The sequence below is a fragment of the Streptomyces sp. NPDC015127 genome, assembly GCF_043080095.1.
Classification (GTDB): Bacteria; Actinomycetota; Actinomycetes; order Streptomycetales; family Streptomycetaceae; genus Streptomyces.
Window position 1 is genome coordinate 231370 of the sequence record NZ_JBIBVE010000008.1, and the last position, 21541, is coordinate 252910.

The 21541-nt window shown below is 71.1% G+C and carries 26 protein-coding genes; 18 read left to right on the forward strand and 8 right to left on the reverse strand.

Annotated features, from left to right (window positions below; translation table 11 throughout):
• Positions 1-63: 63 nt before the first annotated feature.
• Entirely contained in the window at positions 64-510 is a 447-nt protein-coding gene (locus ACF08N_RS17950) for an anthrone oxygenase family protein (protein WP_392325573.1), read from the reverse strand.
• A gap of 222 nt (positions 511-732) precedes the next feature.
• On the opposite strand from ACF08N_RS17950, the gene ACF08N_RS17955 reads away from it, so the two are divergent.
• From ACF08N_RS17955 to rfbB, 9 genes are read left to right on the forward strand one after another with little or no spacing between them, the layout of a single operon-like run.
• Positions 733-1104: a TcmI family type II polyketide cyclase gene (locus ACF08N_RS17955; RefSeq protein WP_392325574.1), complete on the forward strand. Its 372-nt coding sequence runs from the start codon at positions 733-735 to the stop codon at positions 1102-1104.
• Positions 1105-1109: 5 nt separating this feature from the next.
• Positions 1110-1547, forward strand: a complete 438-nt coding sequence (locus ACF08N_RS17960) for a cupin domain-containing protein (protein ID WP_392325575.1) — start codon at positions 1110-1112, stop codon at positions 1545-1547.
• Positions 1544-2809 carry a beta-ketoacyl-[acyl-carrier-protein] synthase family protein gene (locus ACF08N_RS17965; RefSeq protein WP_392325576.1) on the forward strand — a complete coding sequence of 422 codons (1266 nt, stop codon included), beginning with the start codon at positions 1544-1546 and terminating at the stop codon, positions 2807-2809. The genes ACF08N_RS17960 and ACF08N_RS17965 overlap by 4 nt, the downstream gene beginning before the upstream one ends.
• Positions 2806-4077, forward strand: coding sequence for a beta-ketoacyl synthase N-terminal-like domain-containing protein (locus tag ACF08N_RS17970; protein WP_392325577.1), 1272 nt, complete (start codon positions 2806-2808; stop codon positions 4075-4077). The genes ACF08N_RS17965 and ACF08N_RS17970 overlap by 4 nt, the downstream gene beginning before the upstream one ends.
• A complete protein-coding gene (locus ACF08N_RS17975; protein WP_392325578.1) occupies positions 4074-4538 on the forward strand; it encodes an SRPBCC family protein in 465 nt (154 codons plus the stop codon). The genes ACF08N_RS17970 and ACF08N_RS17975 overlap by 4 nt, the downstream gene beginning before the upstream one ends.
• Positions 4539-4557: 19 nt before the next feature.
• Positions 4558-5310, forward strand: a complete 753-nt coding sequence (locus tag ACF08N_RS17980; RefSeq protein ID WP_392325579.1) for an SDR family NAD(P)-dependent oxidoreductase — start codon at positions 4558-4560, stop codon at positions 5308-5310.
• A complete protein-coding gene (locus tag ACF08N_RS17985; RefSeq protein WP_392325580.1) occupies positions 5307-5687 on the forward strand; it encodes an antibiotic biosynthesis monooxygenase family protein in 381 nt (126 codons plus the stop codon). The genes ACF08N_RS17980 and ACF08N_RS17985 overlap by 4 nt, the downstream gene beginning before the upstream one ends.
• Positions 5684-6751 (forward strand): glucose-1-phosphate thymidylyltransferase, encoded by a 1068-nt coding sequence (locus tag ACF08N_RS17990; RefSeq protein ID WP_392325581.1) that lies wholly within the window; start codon positions 5684-5686, stop codon positions 6749-6751. Before ACF08N_RS17985 ends, ACF08N_RS17990 begins: the two co-directional genes overlap by 4 nt.
• Positions 6748-7791, forward strand: coding sequence for a dTDP-glucose 4,6-dehydratase (gene rfbB / locus ACF08N_RS17995; RefSeq protein WP_392325582.1), 1044 nt, complete (start codon positions 6748-6750; stop codon positions 7789-7791). The genes ACF08N_RS17990 and rfbB overlap by 4 nt, the downstream gene beginning before the upstream one ends.
• Positions 7792-7913: 122 nt before the next feature.
• On the opposite strand, the gene ACF08N_RS18000 is transcribed toward rfbB, so the two are convergent.
• Both ACF08N_RS18000 and ACF08N_RS18005 read right to left on the reverse strand, forming a co-directional pair.
• Entirely contained in the window at positions 7914-8285 is a 372-nt protein-coding gene (locus ACF08N_RS18000) for an antibiotic biosynthesis monooxygenase family protein (protein ID WP_392325583.1), read from the reverse strand.
• A complete protein-coding gene (locus tag ACF08N_RS18005; RefSeq protein WP_392325584.1) occupies positions 8282-8539 on the reverse strand; it encodes an acyl carrier protein in 258 nt (85 codons plus the stop codon). The genes ACF08N_RS18000 and ACF08N_RS18005 overlap by 4 nt, the downstream gene beginning before the upstream one ends.
• A gap of 169 nt (positions 8540-8708) precedes the next feature.
• On the opposite strand from ACF08N_RS18005, the gene ACF08N_RS18010 reads away from it, so the two are divergent.
• The 5 genes from ACF08N_RS18010 to ACF08N_RS18030 all read left to right on the forward strand — a co-directional run bounded on the left by ACF08N_RS18010 (position 8709) and on the right by ACF08N_RS18030 (position 15612).
• Positions 8709-10238, forward strand: coding sequence for an MDR family MFS transporter (locus ACF08N_RS18010; RefSeq protein WP_392325585.1), 1530 nt, complete (start codon positions 8709-8711; stop codon positions 10236-10238).
• Between the two features lie 378 nt (positions 10239-10616).
• Entirely contained in the window at positions 10617-11429 is an 813-nt protein-coding gene (locus ACF08N_RS18015) for a BTAD domain-containing putative transcriptional regulator (RefSeq protein WP_392325586.1), read from the forward strand.
• A gap of 246 nt (positions 11430-11675) precedes the next feature.
• Positions 11676-12557, forward strand: a complete 882-nt coding sequence (locus ACF08N_RS18020; protein WP_392325587.1) for a class I SAM-dependent methyltransferase — start codon at positions 11676-11678, stop codon at positions 12555-12557.
• A complete protein-coding gene (locus tag ACF08N_RS18025; protein ID WP_392325588.1) occupies positions 12554-13990 on the forward strand; it encodes a M20/M25/M40 family metallo-hydrolase in 1437 nt (478 codons plus the stop codon). Before ACF08N_RS18020 ends, ACF08N_RS18025 begins: the two co-directional genes overlap by 4 nt.
• 428 nt (positions 13991-14418) lie before the next feature.
• Positions 14419-15612 (forward strand): GDSL-type esterase/lipase family protein, encoded by a 1194-nt coding sequence (locus tag ACF08N_RS18030; RefSeq protein WP_392325589.1) that lies wholly within the window; start codon positions 14419-14421, stop codon positions 15610-15612.
• On the opposite strand, the gene ACF08N_RS18035 is transcribed toward ACF08N_RS18030, so the two are convergent.
• The 3 genes from ACF08N_RS18035 to ACF08N_RS18045 form a co-directional block, all read right to left on the reverse strand.
• Positions 15543-16040 (reverse strand): hypothetical protein, encoded by a 498-nt coding sequence (locus ACF08N_RS18035; RefSeq protein ID WP_392325590.1) that lies wholly within the window; start codon positions 16038-16040, stop codon positions 15543-15545. The two genes, ACF08N_RS18030 and ACF08N_RS18035, sit on opposite strands and share 70 nt — an antisense overlap.
• Positions 16041-16103: 63 nt before the next feature.
• Positions 16104-16178, reverse strand: a complete 75-nt coding sequence (locus ACF08N_RS18040; RefSeq protein WP_373297613.1) for a 50S ribosomal protein bL37 — start codon at positions 16176-16178, stop codon at positions 16104-16106.
• Positions 16179-16245: 67 nt separating this feature from the next.
• A complete protein-coding gene (locus tag ACF08N_RS18045; RefSeq protein ID WP_392325591.1) occupies positions 16246-16638 on the reverse strand; it encodes an SRPBCC family protein in 393 nt (130 codons plus the stop codon).
• On the opposite strand from ACF08N_RS18045, the gene ACF08N_RS18050 reads away from it, so the two are divergent.
• The gene (locus ACF08N_RS18050) at positions 16624-17040 is read left to right on the forward strand and encodes an SRPBCC domain-containing protein (RefSeq protein WP_392325592.1); all 417 of its coding nucleotides are present in this window, start codon (positions 16624-16626) and stop codon (positions 17038-17040) included. The genes ACF08N_RS18045 and ACF08N_RS18050 overlap by 15 nt on opposite strands.
• A gap of 13 nt (positions 17041-17053) precedes the next feature.
• Here ACF08N_RS18050 and ACF08N_RS18055 read toward each other — a convergent pair whose 3' ends face one another.
• Positions 17054-17977, reverse strand: coding sequence for a DUF2867 domain-containing protein (locus tag ACF08N_RS18055; protein ID WP_392325593.1), 924 nt, complete (start codon positions 17975-17977; stop codon positions 17054-17056).
• Between the two features lie 51 nt (positions 17978-18028).
• On the opposite strand from ACF08N_RS18055, the gene ACF08N_RS18060 reads away from it, so the two are divergent.
• The gene (locus tag ACF08N_RS18060; RefSeq protein ID WP_392325594.1) at positions 18029-18622 is read left to right on the forward strand and encodes a TetR/AcrR family transcriptional regulator; all 594 of its coding nucleotides are present in this window, start codon (positions 18029-18031) and stop codon (positions 18620-18622) included.
• Positions 18623-18631: 9 nt separating this feature from the next.
• Here ACF08N_RS18060 and ACF08N_RS18065 read toward each other — a convergent pair whose 3' ends face one another.
• Entirely contained in the window at positions 18632-19687 is a 1056-nt protein-coding gene (locus ACF08N_RS18065; RefSeq protein WP_392325595.1) for a Ku protein, read from the reverse strand.
• Positions 19688-19728: 41 nt separating this feature from the next.
• Between ACF08N_RS18065 and ligD the strand changes: the two genes are divergently transcribed.
• Both ligD and ACF08N_RS18075 read left to right on the forward strand, forming a co-directional pair.
• Positions 19729-20604 (forward strand): non-homologous end-joining DNA ligase, encoded by an 876-nt coding sequence (gene ligD / locus ACF08N_RS18070; protein WP_392325596.1) that lies wholly within the window; start codon positions 19729-19731, stop codon positions 20602-20604.
• Positions 20601-21512 (forward strand): RNA ligase family protein, encoded by a 912-nt coding sequence (locus ACF08N_RS18075; protein WP_392325597.1) that lies wholly within the window; start codon positions 20601-20603, stop codon positions 21510-21512. The genes ligD and ACF08N_RS18075 overlap by 4 nt, the downstream gene beginning before the upstream one ends.
• Positions 21513-21541 lie beyond the last annotated feature (29 nt).

The window sequence follows — 21541 nt, forward strand, 5'->3', positions numbered from 1 at the left end:
GGGGCATCGGAACACGTGGCAGAACACTCGAGACATGCGGCCGTGCCGGCGACGCTGAGGAAGTCAGCCCGCGACGACTCCCGCGGCCGTCAGAACCAGGCCGAGGAGTGCGAGCGCGGTGCGCACCGCGTGCCAGTTCCGCCACGCGGTGCGCGGGTCCTCCCAGTCGTCGGGCACCGTGGTGAGCCGCTTCACCCGCCGGTTGATGGGAACGTTCCGGCTCTGGGAGACCACGGAGACTCCCAGCAGACAGACCGCGGCAGCGATCAGCACGGCCCGCCGCCCGGTGCTGTCGGAGATGCAGGCAAGCACGACCACCAGAACGGTGGTGGTGACCACCAGGGGAGGCATCACACGGTCGAAGTACCGGCCGAACAGCCGGTGCGCCTCGACGTACTCCTCCGGCGGCAGCGCGATGAAGCCGGGTACGAGACTGATCGCGACGCAGAACAGCACTCCGGCGGTGACGCCGGCGCCGAGCAACGCGGTCACGCCGATGACCAGGGACATGTCCGTCACCTTCTGTGTGGGTGCAGGCGGCAAGAGCGGGTGGCAGATGCCGCAGAGACGCGGACACGAGCCTTTCAGCCTGCCGTCCTGGCCCGCACCAGGAAGGTTCGAGAACCGGTCGACACCACCGCGGACCGTTGCCTCCAGCCGTCCTCAACCTCCGGCTGACGGGACGGGCACATCGTTTCCCGGACCACGTACACCCACCGGAAGGGCCCGAGCGTGTACCGAACTCTCATCGTGGCGCGGATGGATCCCGGCGACGCCGGTGCCGTCGCCGAGGCCTTCGCCCGATCCGACCAGACCGAACTGCCCCGGATGCTCGGCGTGCACGGCCGGGCGCTGTTCCGCTTCCACGACCTGTACTTCCATCTCGTGGAGTCCCGCACCGAGATCGCCGCGCCGCTCGACCGGGTCCGTGAACACCCGCTGTTCGCCGGGCTCAACAGCGAACTCGCCCGGTTCGTCCAGCCTTTCTCGCCCGACTGGCAGGGGCCGCGCGACGCGATGGCCGAGTGCTTCTACACCTGGGGGTCCGCGGAGGGCGAGCGGGCCACCTCGCCCGACGCGCCGGCCTCGCCCGGCGGGAGGTGACGGAGATGACCACGCGCGACATGCGTGCAGCCAAGGTCGGGACGCAGGACATCACCCCCGACCGCCGCCGGGGCGCCGACCTCCGGGTTCTGCTGAGCCCCCGCACGGTGAAGGCGACCAAGGGAATGCTGGGTGTGGTCGCGCTGCGGCCCGGTGACTTCGTCAGCGAGCACTACCACCCGTACTCGGAGGAGTTCCTGTACGTCGTGGAGGGCGAGGTCGTCGTACGGCTCGACGGCGAGCCCGTCCCGCTCGCCACCGGCGATTCCCTGCTGGTGCCGGTCGACGTCCGGCACCGTGTCGAGAACAACGGCGGCCGACCCGCCCGGGTGGTCTTCGCGCTGAGCGGTCTCGCCCCGCGCCCCGAGCTGGGGCACGTGGACACCGAGCCGCAGCCCGGTGACGTGCCGGATACCGGATCCGCTGCCGGGGGTGTGCGGTGACCCGCCGCGCCGTCGTGACGGGGATCGGTGTGGTGTCGGCCGGGGCGGTCGGGGTCAAGGCCTTCTGGTCCCTGCTCACCGACGGACGCACCGCGACCCGGCCCATCACCCTCTTCGACGCCGAGGGTTTCCGTTCCCGCATCGCGGGCGAGTGCGACTTCGACCCCGAGGCGAACGGGCTGACCACCGAGGAAGCGCTGACCATGGACCGGGCCGCGCAGTTCGCCGTGGTCTCGGCGCGGGAGGCGCTGGCCGATGCCGGGTTCGACCCGGAGCGCTCCGACCCCGCCCGCCTGGCGGTGTCCATCGGCAGCGCCGTGGGCTGCACCATGAGTCTGGAGCGCGAGTACGTGAAGGTCAGCAGCTCCGGCGATGCCTGGCTCGTGGACCACCGGCAGGCGCACCCCGAACTCCTCTCCTACCTGGTGCCCAGCAGCATCGCCCGCGACGTGGCCTGGCAGGCCGGGGCGGAAGGGCCGGTCACGCTCGTCTCCAACGGCTGCACCTCGGGCCTGGACGCGGTCCGGCACGCGGCCCGCCTCATCGAGGAGGGAACGGCCGACATCGCCCTGGCGGGCGCGTCCGACGCTCCCGTCTCGCCCATCACCGTCGCCTGCTTCGACACCATCAAGGCCACCTCGGCCAACAACGAGGATCCCGCGCACGCCAGCCGCCCCTTCGACCTGTACCGGGACGGCTTCGTCCTGGGCGAGGGCGCCGCCGTGCTGCTGCTGGAGGAACGTGAGGCCGCGCGGCGTCGCGGAGCCCGGGTCTACGCGGAGATCGCGGGGTACGGCTCGCGCGCCAACGCGTATCACATGACCGGACTCAAGCCGGACGGCCGGGAGATGGCGGAGGCCGTCCGGGTCGCCCTCGACCGGGCCCGGCTCCACCCGACGGACGTCGACTATGTCAACGCCCACGGCTCGGGCACCCGGCAGAACGACCGGCACGAGACGATGGCGTTCAAACGCAGCCTCGGCGACCACGCCCGGCGCGTGCCGGTCAGCTCCATCAAGTCCATGATCGGACACTCGTTGGGCGCCATCGGCTCCATCGAACTCGCGGCCTGTGCCCTGGCGATCCACCACGATGTGGTGCCGCCCACCGCGAACCTCCATCACCCCGACCCCGAGTGCGACCTCGACTACGTGCCGCTGACCGCCCGCGAACTGCCCGTCGACGCGGTGCTCAGCGTCGGCAGTGGATTCGGCGGCTTCCAGAGCGCCCTGGTGCTGACCGCGCCGGAGAGCGCCCGATGACGGGCCCGGGCGGCGCCGGCGCCGAGCTGGTGATCACGGGCATCGGCGTACTGGCTCCCACCGGTCTCGGCACCGAGTCCTACTGGCGGGCCGCGCTGCGCGGCGAGAGCGCCATCGGGCCGGTCCGAAGATTCGACGCGACCGGGTACCCGGTCCGGCTGGCCGGGGAGCTCCCGTCGTTCGACCCTGCCGAACGGGTGCCGGGCAGGCTGCTGCCGCAGACCGATGTGTGGACTCAGCAGGGCCTGGCGGCGTTGGAGGAGGCCCTTGCCGATGCCGAGCTGGCCACGTCCTCCGTGCCCGAGTACGAGTTCGCGCTCGCCACGGCGAGCTCGGCGGGCGGTGTGGAGTTCGGCCAGCGGGAGATCCAGAGCCTGTGGCGCAAGGGCCCCCGGCACGTGGGTGCTTACCAGTCGATCGCCTGGTTCTACGCCGCCACGACCGGACAGGTCTCCATCCGGCACGGACTGCGCGGCCACTGCGACACCTTCGTCTCCGAGGCGGCCGGCGGTCTCGACTCGTTCGCCGGTGCCCGTCGCGCCGTCGAGGACGGGGCGGTCGCCGTGGTCTGCGGGGCCACCGACTCCGCGCTGAGCCCCTACGGGCTGGTGTGCCAGTGGTCGGGCGGGCAGCTGAGCGAGCGGGCCGACGCCGCCCGTGCCTATCTGCCGTTCACGGAGGAGGCCTGCGGCCATGTTCCGGGAGAGGGCGGCGCGATGTTCGTCGCGGAGGAACGGGCCGCGGCCGAACGCCGTGGCGCCCCCCGCTGCTACGGAGTGGTCGCCGGCCATGCCTCGACCTTCTCGCCGCCGCCGGGCTCGGGCCGCCCTCCCACCCTGCGCCGGGCGGTGGAGTCGGCGCTGAGTCAGGCGTCCCTCGCCCCGGCCGACGTGGACGTGGTGTACGCGGACGCGCTCGCCGTGCCGGAGGCCGACCGGACGGAGGCGGAGACGCTGTGCGAGGTCTTCGGCCCGTACGGAGTCCCGGTCACCGCGCCCAAAGCGGGGCTCGGCCGGCTCTTCTGCGGCGGTTCCGCGCTGGACGTCGCGACCGCGCTGCTGAGCATGCGCGACGGGCTGGTCCCGCCGACCCCGCATGTGCGCCGGGCCGCCGCGGAGTACCGGCTCGACCTGGTGACCGGTGCGCCGCGGCGGATGCCCGTACGCAACGCGCTGGTCGTCGCCCGCGGGTACGGCGGCTTCAACTCGGCACTGGTGCTTCGTGCACCTGGGCCTCGTGGACCTCGTGGAGAGGAGTACGGAACATGAGCGAGCACACCGAGAACACGGTGCTCATCGACGCGCCGCTGGAACTCGTCTGGGAGATGACCAACGACATCGCCTCGTGGCCCGAGTTGTTCAGCGAGTACGCGTCGGCCGAGATCCTGGAGCGGCACGGTGACACCGTCCGCTTCCGGCTCACCACCCATCCGGACCCGGACGGCAGGGCCTGGAGCTGGGTTTCCGAGCGCACCGCCGACCGGAGGAGCAGGACCGTGCGGGCCCACCGCGTGGAGACCGGCGCCTTCTCCTACATGTGGATCTTCTGGCAGTACCGGGCGGCGGGCGAAGGCACCGAAATGCGCTGGGTGCAGGACTTCGAGATGAAACCGGACGCTCCCCTGGACGACGCAGGCATGCGGGACCGGATCAACCGCAACTCGGCCGTCCAGATGGGACGCATCAAGGACCTCGTGGAGCGGCGCGCCGTCGCCCTCACCACCGACTGACACACACCCGGAGGCACGTATGGAAGCCCGCAGCGAAGGAACTCTGCACGGCAAGCGCGCACTGGTCACCGGGGGAACCCGGGGCATCGGGCGCGCGATCTCACTGGCGCTCGCCGGAGCGGGAGCCGGGGTGACCGCCTGCTACCGGCACGACCAGGAGTCCGCAGCGGACCTCGAACGCGAACTCAAGCAGACGGCAGGCGCGGACCATGCCACGGTCCGCGCCGATCTCGGCTCGGCCGAGGAGGTGGGCAGGCTCATCGAATCCTGCCGGCAGTACCACCCCACGCTCGACGTGCTGGTCCACAACGCCGGTGCAATCAGCCATGTCCCCTTCGACCGGCTGGAAACCGCCGAGTGGCACCGTGTCCTGGACACCAATCTGACCGCCGCCTACCTCCTCGTCCAGCAGGCGTTGCCTGTGCTCGGCCCCGGGGCCTCCGTGGTCCTCGTGGGCTCGAAGGTCGCGCAGGTCGGCGTACCGTTGCGGGCGCACTACACGGCGGCCAAGGCGGGACTGACCGGCCTCGCCCGCAGTCTGTGCAAGGAACTCGGTCCGCGCGGCATACGCGTCAATGTGGTCGCTCCGGGAGTCACCGAGTCACCCGCCGCCGACCGGCTGAGTCCCGAGCAGCGGGCGCGATACGAATCCATGGCCGCCCTGCGCCGGCTCGGCACCCCCGAGGACGTCGCCGCGGCGGTGGCCTTCCTGGCGGGCGGGTCCGCAGGCTACATCACCGGCGAGACACTGCACGTGGACGGTGGGATGTGAGGCCCGCCGACTCCGGTCCCGAAGTACGGGTCCTGGTCTGGTACCGCGAACCCGAGGGCGATCCGGCGGCGCTGCACCGGGCCTTCGACCAGGTCGAGCGGGCCTTGCGGCGCACTCCGGGACTGATCCGCAGCGAACTGCTGAGGTCGGTGGTGCGGCACGGCAGTGTCGCCGTGCACAGCGAATGGACCAGCCTGGGGGCCTTTCTCGCCTGGGAGCAAGGACCCGACCACCGGCTGCACACCGCCCCGCTGCGCCCCTACCAGGACACCGGCCGGGACCAGGTCTACGACGTGTACGCGGTGGCGCCCGAGGGCGAGGCGGCCGTCACGGCGAGGACGGACGTCACCGCCGGGGCGGACGGGTCGGGGACATGAAGGCGCTGGTGCTCTGCGGAGGTTCGGGCACCCGGCTGCGGCCGATCACCCACACCTACGCCAAGCAGCTCGTGCCCGTCGCCAACCGGCCCGTGCTGTTCTACGGCCTGGAGGCCATCGCGCGGGCCGGTGTCACCGAGGTCGGGGTCGTGGTCGGGAACAACGGCGACGAGATCCGTGCGGCCGTCGGGGACGGCTCCCGGTTCGGCCTGCGCGTCACCTACATCCCTCAGCAGCGCCCCCTCGGGCTGGCCCACGCCGTGCTGATCGCACGGGACTTCCTCGGCGACGAGGACTTCGTCATGTACCTGGGGGACAACTTCGTCGTGGGCGGCATCACGGAACTCGTGGACCGGTTCGACGCCCAGCGCCCCGACGCCCAGATCCTGCTGACCCGGGTCTCCGACCCCTCTGCCTTCGGCGTCGCCGAACTGGACGGACGCGGTTCGGTGGTGGGCCTGGAGGAGAAGCCGGAGCATCCCAAGAGCGATCTCGCGCTGGTCGGGGTGTATCTCTTCGGGCCCGCCGTGCATCGCGCCGTGCGGGCCATCGGTCCCTCCCGTCGCGGCGAGCTCGAGATCACCGACGCCATCCAGTGGCTGATCGACGACGGCCGGGACGTGCGGTCCACGACCATCTCCGGCTATTGGAAGGACACCGGCAACGTCGACGACATGCTGGAGGTGAACCGTACGATCCTGGAATCCCTGGCCCCGGGTGTCGCCGGCGAGGTGGACGAGTCCAGCGAACTCGTCGGCCGGGTGAGGGTCGAATCCGGCGCGCGGGTGCTCGGCTCGCGCATCGTCGGGCCCGCCGTCATCGGCTCCGGCACCACCGTCACCGGTTCCTACGTCGGACCGTTCACCTCGGTCGCGGAGAACTGCCGGATCACCGACAGCGAGGTCGAGTTCTCCATCGTGCTGCGCGACTCCCGTTTGCAGGGAGTGCGCCGGGTGCAGGCCTCGCTCATCGGCCGGAACGTCGTGGTGACCCCCGCTCCCAGGACCCCCGATGCCCACCGCTTCGTGCTGGGCGACCACAGCGAGGTGCAGATTCCCACATGACGACGAACCGACCCACGACAAGGGCCGCACGGTTCCGGCCCGAGCGCAGGGTGCTGGTGACCGGAGGGGCCGGGTTCATCGGCTCGCACTACGTCCGCTTCCTGCTGGGCGCGGACGGGCCCGGGGGCACCGCGGTCACCGTGCTGGACAAGCTGACATACGCGGGAGTCCGCGCCAATCTGGACGCCGTACGTGACCATCCCGGCTTCGCCTTCGTCCGCGGGGACGTGTGCGACGCCCCCTTGGTCGGCGAACTCGTGGCCGCTCACGACGAGGTGGTGCACTTCGCCGCCGAGTCGCATGTCGACCGCTCGATCGACGGCGCGGGTGACTTCGTGCGCACGAATGTCCTGGGGACGCAGACGCTGCTGGATGCGGCCGTCCGGCACCGGATCGAGCTGTTCGTGCAGATCTCGACCGACGAGGTGTACGGCTCGGTGGAGACCGGCTCGTGGCGGGAGGACTCCCCGCTCGATCCGAACTCGCCGTACTCCGCGTCCAAGGCGGCCGCGGATCTCCTCGCTCTGGCCTGTCACCGTACGCACGGCCTGGACGTACGCATCACCCGGTGCTCCAACAACTACGGCCCGCACCACTTCCCGGAGAAGCTCATCCCGCTGTTCATCACGCGGCTCCTCGACGGCCTGTCCGTGCCCCTGTACGGGGACGGCGAGCACATCCGCGACTGGCTGCACGTCGACGACCATGTGCGGGGTATCGAACTCGTCCGGCGGCGCGGGCGGCCGGGCGAGATCTACCACATCGGCGGAGGTACGGAGCTGAGCAACCGGGAGCTGACGGACCGGCTGCTGAAGGCGACGGGCGCGGACTGGGACCTCGTGGAGTGGGTCGAGGACCGCAAGGGACACGACCGCCGCTACTCCCTGGACTGCTTCAAGGCGCGCACCCGACTCGGCTACCGGCCCCGCACGGACTTCGCCGGCGGTCTGGAGAAGACCGTCGCCTGGTACCGCGACAACCGGCCCTGGTGGGAGCCGCTGACCCGGTCGTCGCGGAGCGGCCCGGCGGTGCCACGGTGACGTGCCCGCGGCCGGTCACGGGTGCCGGCGGGAGGCCCTGGCTCTCACGCTGCCGGTCCTCGCGCCAGAAGGGCGACGCCCCGGGCGGCGGACACCTCCCGGGGCGAGACGGACGTGAACGCTCAGCGGACTCCCGCGCCGCGCAGCGCGTACACCATGTTCATGGTCGTCATGGAGCCGGCGCCCCGGTACGGGTGGAGCAGTTCACGGTGGCGGACGTGGGCCGCGCTGCTCTCGAAGGCCCGGAAACTCGGCTCGTCGATCCAGTCGCTGACTATGTAGTAGACGCTCCCCCGGCCCTCCTTCTCCCCCGCCGCGCCGCGCAGCAGCCACTGCGCCAGATTGCCGGGGTGCCCCGTCACCGCGTCCCCGACTTCGAGCCAGGTCTCCTCGAAGTCCCGCTCGCTGCCCGTATGGATCTCCATCCGCAGAAGCACCCGGAAGACGGCGGAGTCGGCCCCGCCGTCCCGGCCTGTCGTCGGCACGCCGGTCACGCGGCCTCCTCGCGCCGCTCGGCGACGTAGTCGAGGAACATCCGCGGGCACTTGAGCAGCGGTACTTCGGAGTCCTGGATGGTCACCCCGGTCTCCTGTTCCACCCGGGTCGCGGTCTCCAGCAGTGCCAGTGAGTCGACCCCCAGCTCGCCGAAGGTCGTGTCCTGGAGCTCCTCGGGCGAGGCGGAGTCCAATGGCTCCCCCGTCGCGGAGCTGATGATGCGGAACAGGTCGTCGAGCGTGAACTCACTCATGACGCATACCTTCCTCCCGATTGGACCCAGCATTGCCTCCGTGTGTCAGCGCTGCCTGGAGCCCGGGTCGAGTCGGGGGCGAGGGGCGTGGACGGTGGCAGGAAGGGGTGGCATCCTGACCCGGGAGCGTTAATATGTGTGCGTCACGCATATGAAGCCTGGAGGGCCGATGTCCGAAGTGAACACCGAGACCGAGCGCCCACCGGGGCAGCCCTCGGCCAGAAGCACCCGCCGTGTACTGCTACCCCTGATCGGCGTGCTGCTGGCGCAGCTGCTGGCCATGCTCGACATGAACATCACCGCGACTGCGATGCCGGTGATCATCGACGAGTTCGGCGGACTGAGCACCTTCTTCTGGGTGGCGACCGCCTACACCCTGGCCGCCACCGTCACCACACCGCTCTACGGCAAGTTCGGCGACCTCTTCGGGCGCAAGCCCGTCTTCGTCTTCGCCATGGCCGCGTTCCTCGCCGGATCGATCCTCAGCGGCACCGCCCAGTCGATGCTCCAACTGTCCCTGTTCCGGGCCGTGCAGGGTGTCGGCGCGGGCGGCTTCATCGTCTCCGCGATGGCGCTCTACACCGAACTGCTGACACCGGAGCAGCGCACGCGCTACCAGGGCTACTTCTCCACCGCCCTCACCGGCTTCGCCGCGCTCGGCCCGCTCGCAGGCGGCTGGATCACCGATCAGTGGGGCTGGCGCTGGATCTTCTTCATGAACATCCCCATCGGGGCCGTGTCCCTGCTGCTCCTCCTCACGACACTCGAACTCGACCGACGCGTCACCCGCCCGAAGATCGACTACGCGGGCGCCCTGCTGGTCGGCGGAGTGGCGACCTGCCTGGTGCTGATCTCCAGCTGGGCCGGCACCGAGTACGGCTGGGGCGATCCGCTGATCATCACGCTCATCGTCGGCACACTGGCTCTGCTGGCGCTGCTCGGCCTGGTGGAACGACGGGCCGCCGAACCGGTCGTCCCGCTCTATCTGCTGCGCAGGCCCATCCTCAACATCGCCAACTTCCAGGCTTTCGCCTCGGGCGCCGCGATGTTCGGGGCTCTGATGTTCCTGCCGATCTTCCTCCAAGTGAGCACCGGCAGCTCGGCCACCGACTCGGGCCTGCTCCTGCTGCCGCTGACCATCGGCATCGTGCTGGCCGCGCTGGGGGCCAGCCCCTTGATGGTGAAGTTCGGCAACGAGAAGTGGTTCGGCGCGGCAGGCGTGGCGGTGACCGGCGTCGGGATGGCCATGCTCGTCACCCTGACCCCTGACACCGGCAGGCTCGTCTCCCTGGCTTATACGGTGCTCATCGGCATCGGCCTCGGACTGATGACCCAGGTCTACGCGCTCGCCGTCATGAACAACTCCCCCATGAAGGATCTCGGCGCGGCCGTCTCCCTCCAGACGCTCGGCCGACAGCTCGGCGGCTCACTCGGCCTCGCCGCCTTCAACGCGATCTTCCATGCGCGACTTGTCTCGGAACTTTCCGTACTGACCCCGGCGGAGGCCAAAGCGGCGGAACAGCCGGAAAGCGTCCACAAGATGACCGGAAGTATTCGGGAAACAATCTTGGCTGCCTATGACGACGCCGTCGACCGGGTCTTTCTGGTGGCTTCCTGTGTGCTGCTCGTCGCGCTGGTTCTCGCCCTCGTCATCAAGCTTCCGCGTCGGCAGAAGGAGGCCGGCCAAGGGGGAATGTGAAAGACCGGCCAAAGGCCTGACGGCCACGCGTAGGGTAGTTCGTCAGCGGATGGGAAATGAGACTGTTTCAGGCCTGTTGCCACAGGTGAAAGCAGTTTGGGCGGGACGCATGTATACCCGTTCAACCTTCGGGTCAGTCGCTGCTCGTACCAGGAGTCGGAAATCCCACATCCGAGTTGCGTTGCGGGCTAGCGTGATAACTTGAGCAGGCAACTGGTTGGTGCGGCGGCATTCCCTGTATCTCTCCCGACGATGAGCGGGTGACTGATAATTCCCCATCGCGAAGGCAGGGTGGCGCATTTCGTGATGCCCGAAAAACGCTTTCCGCGCCGGCACGTTGCGTTCTCGACAGTGGCTGACGCTCCGGGAGGAAAGCTCATGGAATTCCGCCTGCTCGGTCCCATGGCGGTCATAGATCCCCACGTCTCCGCCCCCACCGCACCCAAGCCCCGCAAGGTACTGGCCTTGCTGCTCCTCCACGTGAACCGGCCGGTCCCCACCTCGCTGCTCATCGAGGAGCTGTGGGAGGACCGGCCTCCCGCCAGTGCGGTGCGAACCCTTCAGACGTACATCTTCCAGCTCAGGCGCCATTTCGCGGCACTCGACGACTGCGCGGGCCAAGGACCGGGACACTGCGGCCGGGAGCGCCGCTTCATCGTCACCGGAGCGTCCAGCTATCTCCTGCAGGCCGACGAGCGCGATCTCGACGTCAAGGAGTTCCAGCGGCTCTCCAGGCTCGGACACACCGCTTTGCGTGACGGCCGCCCGGACCGGGCGGCCGAACTGCTCGGTCAGGCACTGAAGCTGTGGCACGGGCCGGCGCTCGCCGATGTGAGCCCCGGCCGGCCGCTCCAGATGCACGCCGTACAGCTCGAAGAGGACCGGCACGCGGCGCTGGAGAGGCGGATAGAGGCCGATCTGCTCGCGGGCCGTCCGTACCACGAACTGGTCGGCGAACTCAGCTCCTTACTGGTCGAGGACCCCCTCAACGAGGGGGTCTGCCACCGCCTGATGTCGGTGCTGTGCCTGGCCGGGCGCCGGAGTGAGGCCATCACGGCCTACCACCGGCTGCGCTCCCGGCTGGTGGAGGAGTTCGGAATGGACCCCTGCGGAGAGTTGCGCGAGCTGTACGAGCGCGTCCTTCGCGACGATCTCTCCGCGCCCCAGGTCCGTGAATTCGTCCGTCTCTAGGGTCTTTCGTTTGGATCAGGCCGGATCAGTGAGTGGGGGTCCCCCCACGCCCGCAGGGCGTAGGGGGAGGGTCTGGTGCGTGCGATCGCAAGGCGGAGGAGGGAGACAATGGCGGAGCCATGGCGACCGACGACAACGCGGCGAGCGGGCGTGCCAGGGCCCGCGAGCCCGGCATGATCCAAACGAGAGGCCCTAGCGCGACCCCGCCCAACCCAGTGGATCCAGCAGGCACAGGAGGTGCCCATCATGGACGCGACCCGGCACAAGGAATCGATCGCCGATACCTTCGACCGCGCGGCGGCGGTCTTCGACCGCTCGCCGGTGGACTTCTTCACCCCACTCGGTGAACGGCTCGTCGCCAGGGCGGAGTTAAGGCCCGGCGACCGAATACTGGACATCGGCTGCGGCCGGGGTTCCTGTCTCTTCCCCGCCCGCGAGGCGGTCGGGCCGGACGGCTCCGTCACCGGCATCGACATCGCCCCCGCCATGGTGCGCCACACCGAGGCCGAGGCTCTCGCACAGGGCTGGAGCAATGTGACGGTACGTCACATGGATGCAGAGATGCCCGATTTCTCACCCGAGTCGTTCGACGCGGTGCTGGGCGGGTTCAGCGTGATGCATCTGCCCGGCGCCCCTGCGACGCTGGGGGCCTATCTCAGACTGCTCGCCCCGGGCGGGCGGCTGGTCTACAGCGACCTGGTGGACGAGGACGGGCTTCCGCCCTTCGTGCCGCCGGACGCCTTCGCCGTGCTGGCGCCTCACTTCCCGCCCGGTCCGGATCCCCGCGAGCGCGGCCGGGCACCCTGGTCCGAGTCCGCAGCGAGCATCACCGCCGCGCTCACCCGGCTCGGATTCGAGGAGGTGACGGTGGCCGAGGAGACCCACGAGATGGCCGTCGCCTCGGGGGCCGACTGGATCACCTGGTCGATGTCCACCGGACTGCGCGCCGCCTGGGACGAACTGGGCAGAGCCGAGGCCACCGCCGCCAGGGAGGCGATCGGCGCGATATTCGAAGGGCTGCGCGGGCCCGACGGCCGCATCGTCCTGCCCGTACCGGTGCGCTTCGTCCATGCGCGCAGGCCTCTGGTGAGCGGCGACAGCGCGGACGGCGCCACGGAGGGACGATGACCGACCCGGACCGGCCCCTCGCCCACGCACCCGACGACATCGATGTCGTCTCCCTCGCCCGCACCATGATCCGGTACGACACCTCGCACAACGGCGAGGGCGCCGACACGCTGCCGCTCGCCCGCACCCTGGACCGCGTCTGGCGGCACGCCGGTGTGGCCACGGAGATCATCCCCACCCCCAAACCCGGCAACGTCCACTTCCTCGCCCGTATCAAAGGCACGGGGAACCGGGCCCCGCTGCTTGTGCTGTCCCACTCCGACGTCGTGTCCGTCCAGCCGAAGGACTGGCGGCACCCTCCCTTCGCGGCCGAGGTCTCCGACGGCTTCCTGTGGGGGCGCGGCAGCCTGGACATGAAAGGGGCGGGCGCGGCCTTCATGAACGCCCTGCTGAGACATGTGCGGGAGGGGGCTCTGTTCGACCGCGACATCATCTTCCTCTCGGACTGCGACGAGGAGGGTGGCTGGTACGGGACCCGCTGGCTGACCGAGCACCACTGGGACCGGGTCACCGCCGGGGCCGTGCTCACAGAGGGCGGCTGGATGCTGGCCCAGTCGGACGGCAGCACCCCCATGCTGGCCTCGCTGAGCTGCGTGGACCGGGCCTTCGGCGCGGTACGGCTGACCGCCTCCGGGACCGCCACCCACTCGTCCCGGCCGCTCCCGGACTCGGCGCTGGCCCGGCTCGCCGCCGCGGTGCACGCCGTCTCACGCGCCCGTACGCCGGTCGTCCTCACACCCCTGAACCGCGACTACTTCGCGGCGCTCGCCCGGGGCACCCACGACCCCGAACTGGCCGCCGCCGTGCGCCGGCTGCTCGACGCCGAGGACGCCGCCGACGAGGCCGAGGTCGACGCGGCGGCGGAGGAGGTACTGAGCAGGTCGCCCTATCCGGGTCTGCACAACGCGATACTGCGTGCCACCATCGCCTTCGTCGCCCAGGACGGAGGACTCCGCGCCAATGTCATCCCGCGCCGGGCGACGGCGCTCCTCCAACTGCGATTCACCCCGGGCGGCCAGTCGCCCCAGGAATTGCTCGACCACATCCGCAAGGTCGTTGCGGAGTACCCGGGCATCCGCATGGACCTGGTCGGCCCGCCAGGAGAGCACCCCGCCGACACCCTCGCCCGGTGGAACCGGGACTGGAGCGCCCGCCCCAGCCCCGTCGACTCGGACGTCTTCACCGCTTGGCGCGGGGCGGTGGCCCTGACCCATCCGGGCGTTCCCGCCGTACCGGCCATGTTCGAGGCGGGCACCAGCGGCAAGCCCTGGCAGGACCGGGGCATCCCGGTCTACGGCACGTATCCCTATCTGGTGGACAACGCGACGCTGACCGCCATGCACGGCGACGACGAGCGGGTGAGCGTGGCTGCCCTCCGGCAAGGCGCGGAGCTGCTGTACCGGATGTTCGGGGCGTTCGTCGTGCACCGGTAGACCACCGCAGCGGAATCGACCGGAACGAACACACACCGCGCGGCCGCTGCCTCTGTGGCAGCGGCCGCGCGGTCGTGTGCACCGAGACGCGGGAACGCATCGGTTGTGATCCATGTCACCGCCGCCTCGGATGCCATCCTCCCCGCGCGGCCGCTCCCCCGCAGCCCGCTACCGCGAGTTACGGCCAGCTCCGTGACCCGAGTCGGCAAGCCGCGTGCACATCCTGGCGGGAAATCGACCCTCGCTCGTCACGGCCCACGCCCTCCCGCGTGACCGAAAAGAAACCTCACGCTACCTAGCGGTAACAAGTCCCTGCATGCCAAATTCCGCATGCCACCGGCCGGCGGCCCTCCCCACCCGTATGCCACACCCCCCGTTGAGATCGACCGGAAATCGCTCTCTTCCGTGGCCAGCAGCAGGAGTTCGCCGTGTCTGGATTCCGCTTGTGCAGGTTGCCTTCCCTCACCGCCCGCGGGCGGCAGTGGCTGCGGGCCGCCGTCGCCGCGCCGCTCGCCTTCTGCGGACTCGTGGCCGCCGGGGCCGGGACCGCCCAGGCCGGCCCCGGGTCCGGGCCCACTGCGATTGTGGCGCTCGGGGACAGTTACATCTCCGGCGAGGCCGGGCGGTGGCAGGGCAACAGCCTCACCGACACCGGCAGCAGGGACGGCACCGACCGCGCCTGGACCGGGACCGCGTACGACCCGGCGCGGGTGTACGGGGCGACCGCGGCGAACGGGTGCCACCGGTCGGACTCCGCGGAGGTGCGCAGCGCCACCGGGACGACGCAGGCGCTGGTCAACCTCGCCTGTTCCGGGGCGACCACGCAGAACGTCTTCCGGGCGTCCAGCGGCGGCACTTCGTTCAAGGGCGAGGCGCCGCAGGCGGACCAACTCGCCGCCGTCGCCGCCGCGTACGACGTCGAGGTGATCGCGCTGTCGATCGGCGGCAACGACCTCGGTTTCGCCGACATCATCACGACCTGCGCGAAGGACTACATCCTCTACTACTCGTACTGCCACGACGATCAACAGGACGTCGTGGACGCGAAGATCGACGCGGTGACGGCGAACGTCGGCAAGGCCGTGGACGAGATCCGCGCGGTGATGTCGAGTGCGGGATACGCGGCCTCCTCGTACCGGATCGTGCTCCAGTCGTACCCGTCGCCGATCCCCCGCGGCAGCGAGAACCGGTATACGGAGAGTGGCTGGTCCCGGGTGAACACCGGAGGGTGCCCCTTCTGGAACCTGGACGCCGACTGGGCGCGCGACTCGCTCGTGCCGCAGCTCGCCGACCGACTGAAGGGGGTGGCGGCGGCGAAGGGCGCGCAGTTCCTGGACCTGCGGGACATGCTCCAGGGACGTGAGGTCTGTGCGAAGGCGAGCCGCCTGGTGAGCACGACGCAGCCGCCGTCGGCCTCGTCCAGCGAGTGGGCGCGGTGGATCGACAGCGACGGCACGCAGGGGCCGGTGCAGGAGTCCGCGCACCCCAACTACTACGGGCAGGTGGCCCAGGGGCGCTGCCTGTCCCTGGTCTACGCGAAGCCGACGGGCGACTACAGCTGCCGCAACACGGCGGGTGCCGGGGCCTCGGGGATGTATCTGACGGCGCTGCCGGCGTCGTGACGGTCAGAATGCGCCAGCGAGCCGGGGGCAGGAACGGTGCGGGACGGCTCGCCCGTCTCCGGGGACAGGTCGATGACGTACGTACGGCGTTCGCCCGCGCCGTCGTCCGTCACCGGGCGGATCCGGTCCGGGCGCGCCCATGCCGCCTCCGCCAGGGCGTCGGCCGGGTCGTCGCCGTTGAAGTGGCCGACCTGTCGGCGGCGGGTGGCGAGGCCCGTGCCCTCGTCCACGTGGACCAGCCGGATCGGGTCGATCAGGTCAGCCCCCTCCTCCACCACCAGGTGGCGGTCGGGGCGGCCGGGGGCCGGGGCGTTGTGGACCGTCTCCGTGAAGGCGGATTGCGCGAGCAGGACCGAGACCGGCCCCCCGAGGATCACGGCGGCGCCGGCCAGGACGGCCGTGGCGACGCGCACGGCCACGTGGCGCACGCCCACCCATAGGGCCGCGGTCGGGGCGGCCAGGGTGAGCCGAAAGCGTCGCAGTGGGACGGCTCAGGCGTTGGGCCGCTTGCCGTGGTTCGCGCCCTTCTTCTTGCGGGCACGTCGCTTGTTGCCTCGCTTGGACATGGCGCATCTCCCTCTTTCGGGGCGTATCGGGCGCTCGTCAGTCTAGGTTCGGGCCCCCGCGGCCGCATCAGGGCTGCGCGGGGGGCGGCGCCAGGCGGCGTTCGAGGTCGCGCAGATCCTTGGTCACTGAAGCCCGGACCTTGCGGGACATCAAGGGGCCGGCGAACCGGAAGTAGCCGCTCGCGTCGCCCCGGACGCGGATCCGGGCGAGGGTCGCGTCGCCCTGCGGCGTGAAGGTGTAGGTGACGTGCATCGGCAGGGGCCCGGCGACCGAGGCCATGTCGAGCAGGCGCAGCGGCTCGTACGCGGCCACCCGCAGCACGTAGTCGATCCGTCTGCCGAGGAAGTACGCGGTGCGGGTGACCTCCGCGCCCACACCGAAGCCGCCGTCCGGGGTCTCGCGGGTGAGACTCGCCGTACGGATGCGCTGCGTCCACTCGTGGTCGTGGCGCCAGTCCATGGCGTACGCCGCGACCCGCTCGACCGGGAGCGGGATCAGGCGCTCGACCGTCTCGTCGTCGAGTTCGCCGCACCCGGCGGGGCGTACCGCACCCACGTCGCCGGGGACAACCACGCCTCCGGCCGCTTCGTCGAGATCGATCCGCCCCGGCGGGTGGTCTTCACCTGGGGCTGGGAAGGAGGCGCGCCCGTGCCGCCCGGCTCCAGCACGGTCGAGATCACCCTCGAACCGGACGGGCCCGACGGCGAGCGGACCCTCCTGCGGCTGGTGCACCGGGGGCTGCCGCCCGAGGCGTGCGCGCCCCACCGCGACGGCTGGCACCACTACCTCGACCGGCTGGTCGTACGCGCCGAGGGCGGCGACCCCGGGCCGGATCCCTGGTCGACCGCCGCCCCGGAGTGAGGCGGCCGGACCGTCAGCCGGGTGGGACGGGGGCGGCGTCCCGCCGGGCTGCCGCTTCCCGCGCCGGCCGCACCGGCGCCGGTGGCGACGCGTACGCCAGCCGGCGATGGGTGCGGCGGAGCATCAGGCGGGCCATGAACGGGTGGAGGCGGCGCACGACGGCCCAGTAGAGCCTGCCGCGCAGGTTGTGGATCCGGACGACGGTGGTGAGGGTGACCGTGTCGTCCTCGATCAGCACCGAGGCACGGAAATCGAGATGGCTCGCGTCCTGGCCGAGCAGCAGTTCGTCGGGGGCGCTGCCCCGGACCTCGTACGGGAGGACGCCGCGCCAGGCGGAGGGGTCCTCGGGCATCCCGGGGTCGAGCGGGAGCTGCCAGGAGTCGGTGAAGTCCGGTGCGTCGAAGGCCTGTCGGGCGAGGGCGGCCGCCGCCGGGAACGCCACCGCCTTCGGCCGGTACCAGACGGCCCGCCGCATCAGGCGCGTCCAGCGGCTCCAGCTCGCGGGCCGCAGGGGCGCCTCGGGGGTGGCGGCGCGGACGACGTTGTCGAAGAGTTCCTCGATCATCACGTCGTGCATCGGGCGGATGGCGAGCGACCAGAGCAGTGCCTGCCGGAGGTTCTGCTTCTGCTCCAGGACATGGGTGACGCGGCAGCGAGCGACGTCGAGGGGCTCCACGGTGAGGGCGTGGTGGCCGTTCTCTGGCGGCGGGAAGTCGAAGCGGATGCCGCGACCCGGTTCGTACGCGGTGACCCGGTACCGCACGAAGCCGTGGCCTCCGTCGGCGCCGACCCCGAGCGGTCGGTCGAAGCGGATCGGCGGCCAGACGGGGCTGGGGCTGAGCGGGTCGTCGGGCGACGAGAGGCGGTCGAGCAGGGCGCCGACCACGTCGGCAGGGGCCTCGACGACTCGCTCGTGGACATTGCATACCGCACGCACGGCGTACCTCCATACGGTGGCGTATGTTCAACCGTACGGTAGCGTATGGGCATGGTGCAAGCAGAGGAGAAGGGCAAGCGGCAGCAGGGGCGCAGGCGGCTCACCGCGCACGACTGGGCCGACGCCGCGCTCGCCGCGATGGCCGAGCGCGGGCTCGCCGCCGTCGCCGTCGAGCCCCTCGCCGCGCGGCTCGGCACCACCAAGGGCAGCTTCTACTGGCACTTCACCAACCGGGAGGCGCTGATCGAGGCGGCTCTCGAGCGCTGGGAGGAGATCTGCACCGAGGAGATCATCAGCGCCGTGGAGGCCGAGCCGGACCCGGAGCGGCGGCTGCGCACCCTGCTGCGGCAGGCGACGACGTCGGCAGCCGACGACCCGCTGGAGGTGTCCCTGCTCGCGACGGCCGACCACCCCCAAGTGGCCGCCGTGCTGGGCCGCGTGACGGAGCGCCGGATCGGGTACCTGGCGCGGCTCTTCGAGGATCTCGGCTTCCCGGGCCCGGAGGCGCGCACCCGCGGCCTGATGGCGTACAGCAGCTACCTCGGGCACACGCAGCTGGCCCACGCGGTGCCCCGGGCCCTGCCGCAGGGTGCACAGAGCGACGCGTACCTGGAGTCCGTCATGGACACCCTGCTGAGGCGCTGACCCGCGGCGTCAGGCCGAACTGCGCCTGCGGGACGCCGTCTTCTTCGCCGCGGGCTTGGACGCCTCCGTCTTCGACGTGCCCTTCGAGGCCGCCTTCGACGTCGACTTGGCGGCCTGCTTCGACGCCGTCTTCTTCGCGGTCTTCGCCGTGGACTTGGTCGCCGCCGTCTTCTTCGCCGCCGTCTTCTTCGCGGCCTGCGACGTCGTCTTCCTCGCGCCGGACGGCTTGGGCGCCGCGCGGCCCTTGAGCGGCGTGACGTCGGCGACCTCGCCCTCCTCGCCGCGCGCCTCCTTCGCCGCGCGCACGCTGTTCTCCAGCGCCGCCATCAGGTCGATGACCTTTCCGCCGGCGCGCTCGGCGGGCGACTCGGCCTCCGGCGCCGTGACCCCGCCCTCGACCTTCGCGGCGATCATGGCCTCGACCGCCTCCCGGTAGTCGTCGTGCAGGGACTGGATGTCGACCTCGCCCAGGGTGTCCATCAGGGCGTCGGCCAGGTCCAGTTCGGCGTCCCGTACGGTGACCTCGGTCTGGGGGGCCACTTCGTCGGTGGCGCGGATCTCGTCGGGCCACAGCAGTCCGTGCATGGCGATCGCGTTGTCGACGACCCGCAGCATGCCCAGCCGTTCGCGGCCGCGCAGCGCGAACTTGGCGATGGCGACCTTGTCGCTGCGCTTGAGCGCCTCGCGCAGCAGCGTGTACGGCTTGACGGCGGGCACTCCGTTGGCCGCCAGGTAGTAGGCCGCGTCCATCTGCAGCGGGTCGATCTCGGAGGAGGGCACGAAGGCGACGATCTCGATCGTCTTCGCCGTGGGCAGCGGCAGCGAGGCGAGGTCCTCGTCCGTGATCGGGATCATCGATCCGTCGGCGTCCTCGTACGCCTTGCCGATCTCGGCGTTCGTCACCTCCTTCTCCTCCAGCTCGCACACCTTGCGGTAACGGATCCGGCCGCCGTCGGCCTCGTGGATCTGCCGGAAGGACACCGAGTGGTTCTCGGTCGCGTTCACGAGCTTGATCGGGATACTGACCAGCCCGAAGGAGATCGCACCATTCCAAATGGATCGCACGTTTCATCCCTTCTGTCCGGGATTCATGGGATTCTCATCGTATGACGCCGATCACGGAGGTGGATGGGCGGCGGCTCGCGCTCACCAACCTGGAGAAGGTCATCCACCCCGCCACCGGGACGACCAAGGGCGAGATCATCCACTACTACGCCGTCACGGCCGAGGCGATCCTCCCCCACCTCCAGGACCGCCCCGTCTCCTTCCTGCGCTATCCGGACGGACCCGACGGGCAGGTGTTCTTCACCAAGAACCCGCCGCCGGGCACCCCCGAGTGGGTGCGCACCGCCCCCGTCCCCCGGTCGGAGGACCCCGGCGCCCGCCAGGTGGTCGTGGACGATCTGGCGTCCCTCGTGTGGGCGGGCAATCTCGTCGTCGAGTTCCACACGCCGCAGTGGCGGGCGGACCGGCCGGCCGTCGCCGACCGCATGGTGTTCGACCTCGACCCCGGCGCCCCCGCCGGCATCGCCGAGTGCTGCGAGGTGGCGCTGTGGCTGCGTGAGCGGCTCGCGCAGGACGGGCTCGACGCGTACGCCAAGACCTCGGGCTCCAAGGGGCTGCACCTGCTCGTGCCCCTGGCGCCGACGCCGTCCGAGCAGGTGTCGGCCTACGCGAAGTCCCTGGCCAAGGAGGGGGAGGCCGCCCTGCCGAAGCTGGTGCTGCACCGGATGACGCGCGCGCTGCGGCCCGGGAAGGTGTTCGTCGACCACAGTCAGAACGCCGCCGCCAAGACGACCGCCACTCCCTACACCCTGCGCGCCCGCGCCGAGCCGACGGTGTCGGCGCCGGTGACGTGGGAGGAGGTGGAGGCGCGGCGCGGCCTCGTCTTCCGCCTGGGCGACATCGCGGCGCGGCTCGACCGGTACGGGGATCTGCTCGGCCCGCTCACCGCACCGGACCACGCCGGGCAGCTGCCGTGAGCGTGCCGAGGCCGCCGCTGAAGGTCGCCGCGGCGGAGTCGGTGACCGTTCTGCCGCGCGGGGCGGGCCTGGCGTACGAGCCCAAGTTCGACGGCCACCGGATGGTGGTCTTCCGGGTGGGCGGAGAGGTGCTGTTGCAGGCCCGTTCGGGGCGGATCGTCACGGCCGCGTTCCCCGATCTCGCCGAGGCGGCCCGGCGGCTGCCGGACGGCACGGTGCTCGACGGCGAGGTGGTGGTGTGGCGGGACGGGCGCACCGACTTCGCAGCCGTACAGAAGCGGGCCGCGGCGACTTCGGGGCGGGCCCCGGGGCTCGCGCGCAGCCTGCCGGCCTCGTACGCCGCCTTCGACCTGCTGGCCGAGGGCGGCGAGGACCTGCGGCGGCTCGCGTACGCGAAGCGGCGGGAGCGGCTGGTCGCGCTGGTGGGTCCGCTCGGGCCGCCGCTGCAGCCGGTGCCGATGACGCTGGACGTGGCGGAGGCGGAGTCCTGGTTCGAGACGCTGCCCGCGATCGGTGTCGAGGGGCTGGTGGTCAAGCGGCTCGACCAGACGTACCGCAGCGGTGCGCGCGCGTGGCGCAAGCTGCGGCACACGAGCAGCCGGGACGCGGCCGTGGTGGGCTTCACGGGCGGCGCGGCGCGCCCGGCGGCGCTGGTGCTGGTGCTGCCGGACGACGACACTCCGGTGGTGTCGAGCCCGCTGTCCCCGGCGCTGCGGTCCCAGGCGGCGGTGGCGCTGGCCGGGCGGGTGGGCGCCGGGACCGGGACGGCGGTCGCGGTGGGGGTGGGCGAGGTCGGCTACCGGGCGGTGGAGCCGGGGCTGACGGCGGAGGTGGAGCAGCGCACGACGCGGCACACGGTCACGACGGTGGTGCGGCTCCGGCTTCCCGAGGAACTGGATCGAGATTAATCAAGTTTGACTAGGTGAATGGGTGGGCA

What these genes read in the sequence shown, in the direction of transcription:
- ACF08N_RS17950 (WP_392325573.1), bottom strand. Translation starts at nt 510, where the DNA reads ATGTCCCTGGTCATCGGCGTGACCGCGTTGCTCGGCGCCGGCGTCACC.
- ACF08N_RS17960 (WP_392325575.1), top strand. Translation starts at nt 1,110, where the DNA reads ATGACCACGCGCGACATGCGTGCAGCCAAGGTCGGGACGCAGGACATC.
- ACF08N_RS17970 (WP_392325577.1), top strand. Translation starts at nt 2,806, where the DNA reads ATGACGGGCCCGGGCGGCGCCGGCGCCGAGCTGGTGATCACGGGCATC.
- ACF08N_RS17975 (WP_392325578.1), top strand. Translation starts at nt 4,074, where the DNA reads ATGAGCGAGCACACCGAGAACACGGTGCTCATCGACGCGCCGCTGGAA.
- ACF08N_RS17980 (WP_392325579.1), top strand. Translation starts at nt 4,558, where the DNA reads ATGGAAGCCCGCAGCGAAGGAACTCTGCACGGCAAGCGCGCACTGGTC.
- ACF08N_RS17990 (WP_392325581.1), top strand. Translation starts at nt 5,684, where the DNA reads ATGAAGGCGCTGGTGCTCTGCGGAGGTTCGGGCACCCGGCTGCGGCCG.
- rfbB (WP_392325582.1), top strand. Translation starts at nt 6,748, where the DNA reads ATGACGACGAACCGACCCACGACAAGGGCCGCACGGTTCCGGCCCGAG.
- ACF08N_RS18005 (WP_392325584.1), bottom strand. Translation starts at nt 8,539, where the DNA reads ATGAGTGAGTTCACGCTCGACGACCTGTTCCGCATCATCAGCTCCGCG.
- ACF08N_RS18010 (WP_392325585.1), top strand. Translation starts at nt 8,709, where the DNA reads ATGTCCGAAGTGAACACCGAGACCGAGCGCCCACCGGGGCAGCCCTCG.
- ACF08N_RS18015 (WP_392325586.1), top strand. Translation starts at nt 10,617, where the DNA reads ATGGAATTCCGCCTGCTCGGTCCCATGGCGGTCATAGATCCCCACGTC.
- ACF08N_RS18020 (WP_392325587.1), top strand. Translation starts at nt 11,676, where the DNA reads ATGGACGCGACCCGGCACAAGGAATCGATCGCCGATACCTTCGACCGC.
- ACF08N_RS18025 (WP_392325588.1), top strand. Translation starts at nt 12,554, where the DNA reads ATGACCGACCCGGACCGGCCCCTCGCCCACGCACCCGACGACATCGAT.
- ACF08N_RS18045 (WP_392325591.1), bottom strand. Translation starts at nt 16,638, where the DNA reads ATGGACTGGCGCCACGACCACGAGTGGACGCAGCGCATCCGTACGGCG.
- ACF08N_RS18060 (WP_392325594.1), top strand. Translation starts at nt 18,029, where the DNA reads ATGGTGCAAGCAGAGGAGAAGGGCAAGCGGCAGCAGGGGCGCAGGCGG.
- ligD (WP_392325596.1), top strand. Translation starts at nt 19,729, where the DNA reads ATGACGCCGATCACGGAGGTGGATGGGCGGCGGCTCGCGCTCACCAAC.